Here is a 12,788-nt window from a genome sequence, read left to right on the forward strand (position 1 = left end):
TGGTTCAGGGCGGAGCATACAACAGCGCGCGGCAAGGGGCAGGCTCAGCGGCGCGCGTTGGCACCGCCAGCTTCGGACGACAGCGCTTTCCAGTGTTCGCGCGTGAACCGATAGAGCACCTCCAGCGCCGGCGACAGCGAGCGCGCCGCCATGCGTGCAATGCCATAGCGGCCGCAGCGGCGCGGATCGGGCGGCATCGGCACTTCGGCCATCAGCCCCGCGGCGCGCTCCTGCCGCGTGATCGAGAGTACGCCGAACAGCAGCGTATCGCTGGCCAGCGTCACGCTGCGCAGCATGTCGAGGTTGTCGCAATGCAGGGTGAAGAGCTTGTCCGGCGCGGCGCCCGGCCCCCATAGCTCCGCCAGTTGCCGGCTGATGACGGTGCTGAGCGTGGTGGTTGCCACCGGGTAGGCGCGGATGGTCTCGATATCGATGCGGCGCTTGCGCAGGATCGGATGCCCGGCGCGGCATACAAGACCTGCGGGCAATTCACCCAGTGGCTCCACGTCGATGTCGTCGGCCGCACGCAGCACATAGGCATCGCCGACGATGGCGTCGATGGTCTCGTTGCGCAGGGCCTCCAGCAGGGCGCTGGTGGCGCCGCTCTCGGTGCGCACCTTGATGCGCGCGTGGGCCTGCGCCATGTGGATCAGGAACGGCGTCAGCAGCAGCGCCGCCGGCGCGGGCGCCACCCCGATCGTCAGCGAGCCTTCCTCGGCGCCGCGCAGCAGGTCCAGGTCGCGCCGCAACTGGCGTTCTTCCAGCCGCATGCGGCGCGCGCGTTCGGCCACCAGTTCGCCGAACACCGTCAGGCGCGCGCGCCGCGCGCCGCGGTCAAAGAGCGGCGCCTTGAGTTCGTCTTCCAGCGCGCGGATGCTGCGGCTCAGCGCCGGCTGGGTCAGGTGCACGGCACGGGCCGCTTCGGAGAACGTGCCGTGCTCGACCACGGCGAGCAGGTGCAGAAGTTTCTGTGTGTCCATGCGGAAAACCATGCGCGTTGGTTATGGGAGCGGTTCAACATTTGCATTTGAATCATACCCCCGCGCTCCCTATGATGACCGGAACACAAGAGCGGGCCGGTGACAGCACACACGGCGTCCGCCATCCACCGTCCATCGGAAATCGGAGAGACATCATGCTCAAGCTGTTTATCGGCCTAGGCCTGCCGTTTATCGGCGTCATCGGAATGCTGCCCTGGGTGGCGGCTGTCGAGCGCTTCGTGCTCGGCGTGCCCTTCATCTACGCCTGGATCTTTGCCTGGTTCGTGCTGACCTCCGGCTGCATGCTGGCGTGCTGGCTGCTGTTCGACCGCCACGCCGCCGACGCGGCGCATGAAGCCTGAAGGGAGACCACCATGACCACAGCGGTATTCGTCGGCTTCATTGTCTTCTCGCTCTACCTCGCCATCCGCTCGAAGAAAGGCCACGGCGCGCAGAGCGTGCATGACTTCTTCGTGGCGTCGCGGCAGTTCGGCGCCTACCTGGTGTTCTTCCTCGCGGCGGGCGAGATCTACAGCATCGGCACGATGGTGGGCTTTCCCGGTGGCATCTACGCCAAGGGACCGACCTACGGGGTCTGGTTCCTCGGCTACATCCTGCTGGCGTATCCGCTCGGCTATTTCCTCGGGCCCAAGATCTGGCAGGCGGGCGCGCGCTATAACGCGATCACGCTGCCAGACCTGTTCAAGGGCCACTATGGCAGCCGTGCGCTGGAGCTGATCGTGGCGGGCTCGGCGATCCTGTTCCTGCTGCCCTGGGGCCAGCTGCAGTTCACCGGGCTGGTGGCGGCGCTCAAGGGGCTGGGCTGGGAGTTCGAGCCGGTGTACCTGGTGATGATCTCGGCGGCACTGGCCTTTACCTACATTGCCATCTCCGGCGTGCGCGCATCGGCCTATATCGCCATCCTCAAGGACATCCTGATGGTGGTGGCGATCGTCGTCACCGGCGTTGCGGTGGGCTGGAAGGCGGGCGTGGGCGAAGTGTTCCATGCCGCCAGCATGCAGGTCAGCAACCAGATGAATGACACCCAGCTGCGCTTCTCGATGAGCACCATGCTGTTCCAGGCGCTGGGCTTCTACGTGATGCCGTTCGCGGTGCAGAACTTCTTCACGGCCAAGAGCGCCAACACCATCCGGCGCACGCAGGTGGCGATGCCGCTGTACATGCTGATGTATCCGTTCCTGGTGCTGGCGTCGTACTACGCGATCAGCCAGAACCTGCAGCTCGCCTCCCCCAACGAGGCCTTCTTCGCGGCCGCGGTGCGGCTGTTGCCGGACTGGCTGCTCGGACTGGTGACCGCCGGCGCGGCGCTGTCGGGACTGCTGGTGCTGGCCGGCATCTGCCTGGCGATCGGCCCCATCGTCACGCGCAACCTGCTGCCGGGCATGCCCGAGGCGCGCCAGAAGCAGGGCGCCAAGGTGGTGATTGTGATCTACCTGGTGCTGTCGATCGCCATGACACTGGCCACGCCGAACCTGATGCTGACGCTGATCAATACCACCTACTACGGCGTGACGCAGTTCTTCCCTGGCGTGCTGGTGATCCTGTTCTCGCTGAAGGTGCGTCCGCTGGCGATTGCGCTCGGCATCGTCACCGGCCAGGCACTGGCGATCGCGCTGTATGTGCAGCAGGTCGACTTCGGCGGCATCAACCTCGGGCTGGTCAGCCTGGGCGTCAACCTGCTGGTGACCGCGCTGGTGAACTACACGCCCCGACTGGCCCGCGTGCAGGCGGCGTGAATGACCGGAATCATGCAATCCATGACACAAGACGACACGGCGCGCACGCAGGTATTCGTGGCGCGCAAGATCCTCACGATGGAAGCCGGCCAGCCCGAGGCGACACATGTCGCGGTGCGCGACGGCAGGATCCTTGCCGTGGGCGGCGCCGCCGAGATGGCCGGCTGGCCGGATGCGGTGCAGGTCGATACCTTCCGTGGCAAGGTGCTGATGCCCGGGCTGGTGGAAGGCCATTGCCACCTGATGGAAGGCGCGATGTGGGATGCGGTTTACGTCGGCTACTTCGACCGCCGCGATCCGGACGGCAAGCTGTGGCGCGGCCTGCGCACGCTGGAGCAGGTGATCGATCGCCTGGCGGGCGCGGCAAGCCAGATGCATGACCCGGACACACCGCTGCTGGCCTGGGGCTTCGACCCGATCTATTTCGGCGCCAGCCGGCTGTCGGTGCGCGAGCTGGATCGCGTCTCGGCCACGCGGCCCATCGTGGTGATGCATGCCAGCGTGCATCTGATGAACGTCAATTCCGCGATGCTGGCGCGGGCCGGCATCGACGAGGACACCGATATCGACGGCGTGCACAAGGACGCGCGGGGCTTGCCCACCGGCGAGCTGCAGGAATTCGCGGCGATGTTCCCGGTGCAGCGCGTGCTTGGCAGCGGCCTGTCGCTGGCGGCGGCCGAGAATGCCGACGCGGTGCGCCGCTTCGGCCGCGTGGCGCAACTGGCGGGCGTGACCACGGCGACGGATCTGGTCAACGACCTGTCGCCCAAGGGGCTGGAGACGCTGCAGGCGGTCACTGCCGACCCCGGCTTCCCGCTGCGCATCGTTCCGGCGTTCTCGCCGCAGCGCAATGCGCAGGGCGGCCCCGCCCGCGTGCAGGCCGCGGCGGCGGCCGGCACCGACAAGCTGCACTTCGGTCCGGTCAAGTTCATCGTCGACGGCTCGATCCAGGGCTTTACCGCGCGCTTGCGCGCGCCGGGGTATGCCGGGGGCCAGGCCAATGGCTTGTGGCTGATCCCGCCGGAGCAACTGCTCGACGCCTTCACGCCATTCCACCTGGCCGGCCTGCCGCTGCATATCCACACCAATGGCGACGAGGCGACGCAAGTGGTGCTGGACGTGCTGGAAGCCATGCTGTCGCGCCATCCGCGCGCGGACCATCGCCATACGCTGCAGCACTGCCAGCTGGCGGACGAGGCACAGCTGGCGCACGCGGCGCGGCTGGGCCTGTGCATCAACTTCTTCTCCAACCACCTGTACTACTGGGGCGATGCGCATGCCGGCCAGACCGTGGGACCGGCGCGGGCCGCGCGCATGAACCCGGCGGGCACGGCGCGGCGGCTGGGGATTCCGTTCGCGATCCATTCCGATGCGCCGATCACACCGCTGAACCCGCTCTTTACGGCGTGGTGCGCGGTGCAGCGCCAGACCGCTTCCGGCCGCGTGCTGGGCGAAGCTGAGCGCCTGCCGGCCGCCGACGCGCTGTATGCCATCACCATGGGTGCGGCCTATACGCTGAAGCTCGATCACCGCATCGGCAGCATCGCGCCCGGCAAGCTGGCAGACTTTGCCGTGCTGGAAGATGACCCGACCGAGGTGGCTCCAGAGCGCCTGAAGGATGTGCGTGTCTGGGGCACGGTGCTGGGCGGGCGCGTGTTCGCGGCGCCGGCACGATGAACGCGCGGGCTCCGGTCCCGCTGGTGGTGGTCGGCGGGTACCTTGGCGCCGGCAAGACCACCTTGCTCAACCGCCTGCTGGCCAACGCGCAGGGGCGCCGCATCGCGGTGCTGGTCAACGATTTCGGCGAGATCAATATCGATGCCGCGCTGATCCGCACGCGCAGCGACGACGTGATCCAGCTGGAGAACGGCTGCATCTGCTGCTCGATTGGCGGCCGGCTGGCCGAGGCGCTGGTGGCCATCGCAGCGCGGGAGCAGCGGCCGGACTTGCTGGTGATCGAGGCCAGCGGCGTCTCGGACCCGCAGCGCATTGCTCAGGTCGGCTTGCTGGATCGGGCCTTTGTGCTCAATGCCGTGGCGGTGGCCGTGGACGTGACCGAGGTCGGCCACAACCTGCACGATCCGCTGGTGGGCGACATGGTGCGGCAACAGATCGCGGGGGCCTCGGTAGTGGTGCTGACCAAGGCAGATCTTGCCGATGCGGATGCGCTGGCAATGGCTGCCGCCACGGTCGACGCCATCGCGCCGCATGCCGCGGTGCTGACCGCATGCGAGGGCGAGGTGCCCTTGTCGGTCTTTGTCGACGCCGCCCCGCCGGAACCACATGCCGATGCCGTGCTGCAGGCGGGCGGGCACTGGCGGCGAGCCGTCGGCACCGTGCCCGCCGGCATCCGCAGCATTTCATACCAGACCGGCCGCGACTTCGACAAGGCGCTGCTGCGGCAGGCGCTGAAGGCGCTGCCGGTGCGGCTGCTGCGCGCGAAGGGCATGGTCAGGCTGGCAGCCGATCCGCGCCTGCACGAACTGCATGTGGTCGCGGGCCGCATGCGGCTGAGTCCGATGGCGCAAGGCGATGCGGCAGGGTCTGCAATGGTCCTGATCGGTGCCTTCGGTGCGGAGGAGGAGAGGCGTATCCGCGCCTGCCTCGATCGGGCGCTCGCCTGAGCGGGCGCGCGAACGGCGTCGCTGCGGCGCCGCTCAGGTGTGGAATTCTTCCGGTTCCGCATGCGCCGGCCTTCCTTCCCAGCCGCCACGCTCGAACTCCGCAATCACCTGCGCCCCAAACAGCAGCAAGGTCGCCGCGATCTCCAGGCTCAGCAGCACCACGATCGCCGTGGTCAGCGAACCATAGACCCGGCTCACTTGCGACAGCGTGGTGAAGTACCACGCCAGCACATGGCGGGAGATTTCCCACAGCACGGCCGCAACCAACGCGCCGCTCAGCGCATGCCGCAGCGACAGCCTGCCAACCGGCATCACCATGTAGATCGAGGTCAGCATCAGCACCTCGCCAATGAAGCCGAGCAGGTAGAGCAGGCCGGTCGAGAGCCGGTCCAGCGACCAGTCGCGGCCCAGCACTTCCACATGCCGTTCGCCGATGGCGAGCAGGCCGCCTGACACCACCGTGACCAGCAGCAGGCCCACGCTAAGTACCGCGATATAGCAGTAGGGCAGCAGCGCCGAGACCAGGAAATGCCGGCGCCGGATCGCCACGCGGTGCTCGAAGATGACCGACATGGCATTCTCCAGCACGGTGAAGGCGAGCGAACTGAAGAACAGCATGGTGACCAGCAGCACCCAGCCGATCGTGCCACGGTTGCGCAGGAAGGCGGCAAGCTCGGTGATCAGCGCCCTGGACTGCCCCGGCACCACCCACTCCAGGTAGCGCGCGAGCGTGGACAACAGCAGGTCTGGTTCGATCACGTGCGACAGGGCAATGATCATCAGGATCAGCAGCGGCACGATCGACAGCAGCGCGTAGTAGGCCACCGCGCCGGCCAGCAGCAGCCCCTGGTTGGCGCGGAACTGCCTGAGCGTGTGCCAGGCAAAGCGCCCCGGATGGCGGAGCAGGTCACGGACGCGGGCGTCGGGAAGCTGCATGGCAGACATCGGAGAGGAAGGGGTTTCGCCATTATGCGGCTTCGATGCCTGACATTCCACCGGGTTATGGCTCTATTCCGAATGCATCATTGTGGTCGGAATCCGCTTCCTCCAAGATGGCGCCCGCGGCCTGCACCATGCGGGCTTGCACCTCATGCATACAAGGCGGCGCACCGTGCGTGCAACCGCCTGGACAGGAATGGAGACAGCATGCAAGCGCAAACAGTGTCGCGCAGGACGGGATTCGGACGCAGTCGGGTGTGGCTGGCCGTGGCGCTGCTGGTGGCGCCGATGAGCGTTGCGCTGGCGCAGGGCACCGGCCAGCCTTTGGCCGTTGCCGAGGACGAGGTCATGCAGGGCTTTCCGCCGCCGCCCGACAAGCAGGTCAGCCGCGGCAGCGGGCTGCGTCCGCCGTATATGCGCTGGGCGTTCCGGCATGCGCGCGAGATGTCGCCGACGGCGGGCATCCGGCATGCCAGCCAGCCGCTGGCCCTGGCCGGCCAGCCCGGCACGGAACTGGACGGCACCACCTTTGCCGTGGCCGGCAAGACGGTCCGACTGGCCGACTACCTGCGCGACACCCATACCGACGGCTTTATCGTGCTGCACCAGGGCAAGGTCGTCTATGAGCGCTACCTCGCGGGCTTTGGTCCTTACCAGCCGCATATCTGGGCCTCGATGACCAAGTCCGTCACCGGGCTGCTGGCCGCCATGCTGGTCGAGGAGGGCAAGCTCGATCCGCAGGCCCGGCTGGCGCAGTATGTGCCGGAACTGGCCGGCAATCCGTTCGGCGAGGCCACGGTACAGCAGAACCTGGATATGGAGGTGCCGGTGGGCTACCCGGAGGGGCTGCCGCCGGACCTGGCGCTGTTCGGGGCGGTGGGGATCGTGCCGCGCAAGGCGGAGGCGCCGGACACCATCTATGACTTCCTCAAGGTCGTCCACGCCACCGGCGGGCGCGACGATGGCGGCGTCTGGTACTACCAGAACGGCTCGCCGGAAGCGGTAGCATGGGCGCTGCGACGCATCACCGGCAAGAGCTGGGCGCAACTGGTGACCGAGCGGCTGTGGGCCCGCTTTGCCGACGATGATGCCTACACCCAGGTGGACCGCCAGGGCACGGAAATGGCCAGCGGTGGCATGAATTCCACGCTGCGCGACGCCGCCCGCTTTGCCGAGGCCGTGCGCCGGGCGGCCGCGGGCGACGCCTCGGGCGGGATCTCGCCGGCGGCGGTGCGCATTGCGCTGCAGCCGGCCGGCAACCAGGCCCGATTTGCGCGCGGCAACACCATGCCGGGCCGCGACGGCTATGGCTACCGCAACTACTGGTTCCAGCGCAACGACGGCGACGGCAGCATCGAGGCCAGCGGGCGCTTCGGACAGAAGATCTATATCAATCCGGCCAGGGGGCTGACGGTGGTGAAGTTCTCCGCCAGCCCGGACGGCGCCGCGCGTGCGACCAGCGCAGCCGCGGTGCGCAAGCGCGACGATCCGGCCCGGGCGCTGGAATCCGCCGAGGCCATGGTGGCCGCTGCGCTCGCGATCCAGCGCGCGGTCAGCCGCTGAGCCACGCCGGCAGAGGCCGGCAGAGTCTCCCGATCTGGACTAGGCCGGCGTTTCCGCCGGCACCTGCGGTGCCCCCGCCGCCCGCCGCAGGCAATCCAGCATGGCCATGACCGCCGCGCGAGACTGCGCGTCGTCACGCCAGTACATCGACACCGAGCCGAACCCCGCCAGCCGCAGCGGCACGATGCGCAGCGCGCCCAGCTCTTCCAGCCTGCGCGCGGTGCGGTGCGAGGCCAGGCCGATCATGTCGCTGTTGTTGAGTAGCGTGAGATTCAGCACAGTGGAATTGCTCTCCACGCAATCGGCCGGCAGGGCACGCTCGGCGCTGGCCAGCGCGCCTTCCAGCGCGTTGCGGATGGGCGTGCCGCGCGGCCACACCACCCAGCGGTGGCGATACAGGTCGTCCCAGCCGATGCGCCCGCCTTGAAGCAGCGGGTGGCGTGGCCGGGCGACGAAGTGGATCGGCTCCATGTAGAGCGATTCGGTGCGCATGTGCGCGTCCTGCAGCTCGGGCGCCGAGCGGCCCACCACGATATCCAGCTCGCTGTGCGCCAGCTGGCTCATGAGCCGGTCCATGGTCGTTTCCACCAGCCGCACGCTGGCGCGGGGCATCTGCTGCAGCAATTGCAGCGCTGCCAGCGGCACGGTATCCGCCGACGACGCGCCCGACGTACCCACCACCACGATCCCGCTGCCGCCGTCGCGCATGGCCTGCAGGTCGTCGCGCGCGGTATCCAGCTGGGCCTCGATCCGGCGGGCGTGCTCGATCAGCGACTCGCCGTAGGGCGTGGGCCGCAGCCCGCGCGCCTGGCGCTCGAACAGGGGCAGCCCGATATCGTCCTCAAGGTCCTTCAGCCATTTGGAAAGTCCCGGCTGGGTCGTGTTCAGCATGGCCGCCGACTGGCTCATATTGCCGGTCTCGGCCAGGCTCAGCAGCATCTGCAGGTTGCGCAGCCGCAATCTCTGGGTCCAGTCCATGAAGCTACCTATATAAAAAAACGTATCGATAAGATGAAAAGTTCATTTCAAATCTTATAGGGCCGGGCGTATAACGACAACAAGACGGTGCGCATCGACACAGGCACCCGCAAAGAGCGCTCCCCAAAGCACCTGCAAAAGTCACGGAGACAGCATGTCCGAACACACCCCAGACCCGGCCCGCGTGGCCTATTACGAAGAAATCGGCCGCAGCCACATGACCCCGCTGTGGGAGTCGCTGCACGCGCTGGTGCCGCCGCAACCGCGGCCGCAGATCGTTCCCGCCATCTGGAAGTACGCCCAGATCCGCCCGCTGGTGATGCAGGCCGGCGGCGTCATCAGCGCCGAGGAAGCGGTGCGCCGCGTGCTGGTGCTGGAGAACCCGGGCATTCCCGGCAAGTCGAGCATCACCTCCACGCTGTACGCCGGCCTGCAGCTGATCCTGCCGGGCGAAATTGCGCCCAGCCACCGCCATACCCAGTCCGCGCTGCGCTTTATCGTGGAAGGCAAGGGCGCCTGGACCGCGGTCAACGGCGAGCGCACCACCATGCATCCCGGCGACTTCATCATCACGCCGTCGTGGACCTGGCATGACCATGGCAACCCCGCCGTCGAGGACGGCGGCGAGCCGGTGGTGTGGCTGGACGGGCTGGATATTCCGCTGGTGCAGCAGTTCGATGCCGGGTTTGCCGAGAACTACCCGCAAGCCCAGCAGCCCGTGACCCGCGTCGAGGGCGACAGCTTTGCCCGCTTCGGCCATAACATGGTGCCGGTGCGGCACCGCGTGACCGATCCCACTTCGCCGGTCTTCAGCTACCCGTACGAGCGCTCGCGCGAGGCGCTGGACCAGCTCTACCGCAACGGCGAGCTCGATGCCTGGGACGGCGTCAAGCTGCGCTATATCAACCCGGCCACCGGCGGCTGGCCGATGCCGACCATCGCCACCTTCATGCAGTACCTGCCGGCGGGCTTCCAGGGAAAGACCTACCGCAGCACCGACGCCACCGTCTACAGCGTGGTGGAAGGGCGCGGCACGGTGCGCATCGGCGACGACCAGTTCCAGTTCGAGCCGCGCGACACCTTCGTGGCCCCGTCGTGGGCGCCGGTGCAGCTGGGCGCGCTGGAAGACGCGGTGCTGTTCAGCTATTCCGACCGGCCCGTGCTGTCCGCGATGAACCTGCTGCGCGAAGCGCGCACCTGAGCGTCTCGCGACCCTGATCCGACCTGCCCCGGGCGGTGCCTGCGCGCACCGCCTGAGGCTCCCGCTTACCTGACGACTTCCGGAAACCTCGAACCATGTCCTACGTCTTCACGCCCCCCGCCACCGTTTCCATCCCCGTTGCCGGCAGCGACGACCAGTTCGCCGTGCGCCGCGTCTATTGCGTGGGCCGCAACTACGCCGCCCATGCGCGCGAGATGGGCTTCGATCCCGACCGCGAGCCGCCGTTCTTCTTCTGCAAGCCGGCGGACGCGATCGTCCCGGTGCAGGCAGGTACCACGCTGGACCTGCCGTATCCGGCGCAGACGCAGAACTACCACTACGAGGCCGAGCTGGTGGCCGTGATCGGCAAGGCTGGTTCGGATATCCCGGTCGAACAGGCACTCGAACACGTCTGGGGCTATGCCGTCGGCCTCGACATGACCCGCCGCGACCTGCAGATGAAGATGCGCGAAATGGGCCGCCCCTGGGAAATCGGCAAGGCCTTCGATGCCTCGGCGCCGGTCGCCCCGATCCACCGCGCCAGCGAGATCGGGCATCCGCAGCAGGCCGGCATCTGGCTGACCGTCAACGGTGACACGAAGCAGCGCAGCGACGTGTCGCACCTGATCTGGTCGGTAGCAGAGACGGTGGCCTACCTGTCGCAGTTCTTCCGCCTGGAACCGGGCGATGTGATCTTTACCGGCACACCGGAAGGCGTGGGCGCGGTCAAGGCCGGCGAGACCATGGTCACGGGCGTGGACGGCCTCGGCGAACTGGCCGTGCGCGTGGTCTGAACCTCTGAATCGCAGCACAGGCATTACCGATCATGCAGCTCTATAGTTTCTTCAACAGCTCCACGTCCTACCGGGTGCGCATCGCGCTGGCCCTCAAGGGCCTGCCGTACGACTACCTGCCGGTCAATATCCGCACCGGCCAGCACCGCGAGCCGGAATATGTCGGAAGCATCAACCCGTCCGCGACCGTGCCCGCGCTGGTGGATGGCAGTTTTGCGCTCGGACAGTCGTTCGCGATCATCGACTACCTGGACGCGCTCCAGCCGGTGCCGCGCCTGCTGCCGCAAGACCCGGTGCAGCGCGCGCGGGTGCTGGAACTGGCCACGCTGATCGGCTGCGACATCCACCCGGTCAACAACCTGCGCGTGCTGCGCTACCTGCAGGACGTGCTGAAGGTCACGCCCGAGCAGAAGGATGCCTGGTACCGCCACTGGATCGATGAAGGCATGGCCGGCGTGGAGCGCCTGCTGGCGCAGCACGGGCATGGCAGGTGGTGCTTCGGCGATGCGCCGACGCTCGCTGACGTCACGCTGGTGCCGCAAGTTGCCAACGCCCTGCGCATGGGCTGCGACCTGAGCCGGTACCAGCGCGCGATGGCGGTCTACGCACACGCCAGCGTCCATCCCGCCTTTGCCCAGGCCGCGCCAGCGCACCAGCCCGACTACACCGCCTGACGCCACCACGCAGGCCAGGAGACAAGCATGAGCAGTACCAACAACGCGACCGGCAAGGTCCTCATCATCGGCGGCGGCATCGGCGGCCTCGCCGCTGCGCTGGCGCTCGCACGCCAGGGCATCCGCATCGAACTGCTGGAACAGGCCGAGCAGATCGGCGAGATCGGCGCGGGCATCCAGCTGGCCGCCAACGCCTTTGCCGCACTGGATGCGCTGGGCGTAGGCGAAGCTGCGCGCAGCCGGGCTGTCTTTACCGACTACCTCAGCCTGCGCGATGCGATCGATACCAGCGTGATCGCCGAGGTTGACGTTGGGCAGGCGTATCGTGAACGCTTCGGCAACCCCTATGCGGTGATCCATCGCGCTGATATCCACGTGTCGATCCTGGAGGCGGTGCAGGACCATCCGCTGATCACTTTTCGCACGAGCACGCGCGTGGAGCGGTTACTGCAGGACGACAAGGGTGTGACCGTGATCGACCAGCACGGCGAGCATCACCATGGCGACGCGGTGATCGGCTGCGACGGCGTCAAGTCCGCCATCCGCCAGGCATTGATCGGCGATGAGCCCCGCGTCACCGGCCATGTGGTCTACCGCGCCGTGGTCGACGTCGCCGACATGCCGCAGGACCTGCAGGTCAATGCACCGGTGGTGTGGGCCGGCCCGCACTGCCACCTGGTCCACTACCCGCTGCGCGGCGGCCAGCAGTACAACTTGGTGGTGACCTTCCACAGCCGCGAGCAGGAAACCTGGGGCGTGCGCGACGGCAGCAAGGCGGAAGTGCTGTCGTACTTCGAAGGCATCCATCCGCTGCCACACCAGATGCTGGACCGGCCCACTTCCTGGAAGCGCTGGGCCACCGCCGACCGCGACCCGGTCGAGCGCTGGAGCTTCGGCCGCGCCACCATCCTGGGCGATGCCGCACACCCGATGACCCAATACGTGGCCCAGGGCGCCTGCCAGGCGCTGGAAGACGCAGTCACGCTGGGCGCCGCGGTGCAGGCCGCCGGCGGCGACTACGAGGCAGCATTCAAGCTGTACGAGCAGGCCCGCATCCCGCGTACCGCGCGCGTGCTGTACGCCGCGCGCGACATGGGCCGCGTCTACCACGCCAAGGGTGTGGACCGCCTGGTGCGCAACAGCCTGTGGACTGGCCGCACGCAGGCGCAGTTCTACGACGCGCTGCAGTGGCTGCATGGCTGGCGTGCCGACCAGTGCCTGAGCCCCACGCCGTGGCTGTAAGCCGCTGTCGCAGCTTTTCTTCGCAGTCAATCCGTC

12 protein-coding genes are annotated in these 12,788 nt (G+C 67.7%); 9 read left to right on the plus strand and 3 right to left on the minus strand.

The genetic code is table 11. The features are described 5' to 3' along the window. Window positions 1-44: 44 nt before the first annotated feature. Complete coding sequence (locus I6H87_RS23100; RefSeq protein ID WP_011616851.1) at window positions 45-980, minus strand: LysR family transcriptional regulator; 936 nt, start codon at window positions 978-980, stop codon at window positions 45-47. A 155-nt stretch (window positions 981-1,135) separates the two neighbouring features. Between I6H87_RS23100 and I6H87_RS23105 the strand changes: the two genes are divergently transcribed. From I6H87_RS23105 to I6H87_RS23120, 4 genes are read left to right on the plus strand one after another with little or no spacing between them, the layout of a single operon-like run. Then, complete coding sequence (locus I6H87_RS23105) at window positions 1,136-1,342, plus strand: DUF3311 domain-containing protein (RefSeq protein WP_010813395.1); 207 nt, start codon at window positions 1,136-1,138, stop codon at window positions 1,340-1,342. Between the two features lie 12 nt (window positions 1,343-1,354). Further along, window positions 1,355-2,737 carry a sodium:solute symporter family protein gene (locus I6H87_RS23110; protein WP_011616852.1) on the plus strand — a complete coding sequence of 461 codons (1,383 nt, stop codon included), beginning with the start codon at window positions 1,355-1,357 and terminating at the stop codon, window positions 2,735-2,737. A gap of 12 nt (window positions 2,738-2,749) precedes the next feature. Continuing rightward, window positions 2,750-4,414, plus strand: coding sequence for an amidohydrolase (locus tag I6H87_RS23115; RefSeq protein ID WP_371852247.1), 1,665 nt, complete (start codon window positions 2,750-2,752; stop codon window positions 4,412-4,414). Next, complete coding sequence (locus tag I6H87_RS23120; protein WP_011616854.1) at window positions 4,411-5,361, plus strand: CobW family GTP-binding protein; 951 nt, start codon at window positions 4,411-4,413, stop codon at window positions 5,359-5,361. The genes I6H87_RS23115 and I6H87_RS23120 overlap by 4 nt, the downstream gene beginning before the upstream one ends. 33 nt (window positions 5,362-5,394) lie before the next feature. Here I6H87_RS23120 and I6H87_RS23125 read toward each other — a convergent pair whose 3' ends face one another. Continuing rightward, window positions 5,395-6,306, minus strand: a complete 912-nt coding sequence (locus I6H87_RS23125) for a YihY/virulence factor BrkB family protein (protein WP_011616855.1) — start codon at window positions 6,304-6,306, stop codon at window positions 5,395-5,397. A gap of 201 nt (window positions 6,307-6,507) precedes the next feature. On the opposite strand from I6H87_RS23125, the gene I6H87_RS23130 reads away from it, so the two are divergent. Beyond that, a complete protein-coding gene (locus tag I6H87_RS23130; protein WP_011616856.1) occupies window positions 6,508-7,863 on the plus strand; it encodes a serine hydrolase domain-containing protein in 1,356 nt (451 codons plus the stop codon). A gap of 39 nt (window positions 7,864-7,902) precedes the next feature. Here I6H87_RS23130 and I6H87_RS23135 read toward each other — a convergent pair whose 3' ends face one another. Continuing rightward, entirely contained in the window at window positions 7,903-8,841 is a 939-nt protein-coding gene (locus tag I6H87_RS23135; protein WP_011616857.1) for a LysR family transcriptional regulator, read from the minus strand. A gap of 154 nt (window positions 8,842-8,995) precedes the next feature. Between I6H87_RS23135 and gtdA the strand changes: the two genes are divergently transcribed. The 4 genes from gtdA to I6H87_RS23155 all read left to right on the plus strand — a co-directional run bounded on the left by gtdA (window position 8,996) and on the right by I6H87_RS23155 (window position 12,752). Continuing rightward, window positions 8,996-10,042 (plus strand): gentisate 1,2-dioxygenase, encoded by a 1,047-nt coding sequence (gene gtdA, locus I6H87_RS23140; RefSeq protein WP_010813402.1) that lies wholly within the window; start codon window positions 8,996-8,998, stop codon window positions 10,040-10,042. Window positions 10,043-10,137: 95 nt separating this feature from the next. Then, entirely contained in the window at window positions 10,138-10,836 is a 699-nt protein-coding gene (locus I6H87_RS23145) for a fumarylacetoacetate hydrolase family protein (protein ID WP_010813403.1), read from the plus strand. A 32-nt stretch (window positions 10,837-10,868) separates the two neighbouring features. Further along, a complete protein-coding gene (gene maiA, locus I6H87_RS23150; protein WP_011616858.1) occupies window positions 10,869-11,510 on the plus strand; it encodes a maleylacetoacetate isomerase in 642 nt (213 codons plus the stop codon). A gap of 27 nt (window positions 11,511-11,537) precedes the next feature. Further along, window positions 11,538-12,752 carry a 3-hydroxybenzoate 6-monooxygenase gene (locus I6H87_RS23155; protein WP_011616859.1) on the plus strand — a complete coding sequence of 405 codons (1,215 nt, stop codon included), beginning with the start codon at window positions 11,538-11,540 and terminating at the stop codon, window positions 12,750-12,752. Window positions 12,753-12,788 lie beyond the last annotated feature (36 nt).

The sequence above is a fragment of the Cupriavidus necator genome, assembly GCF_016127575.1.
Taxonomy (GTDB): Bacteria; Pseudomonadota; Gammaproteobacteria; order Burkholderiales; family Burkholderiaceae; genus Cupriavidus; species Cupriavidus necator_D.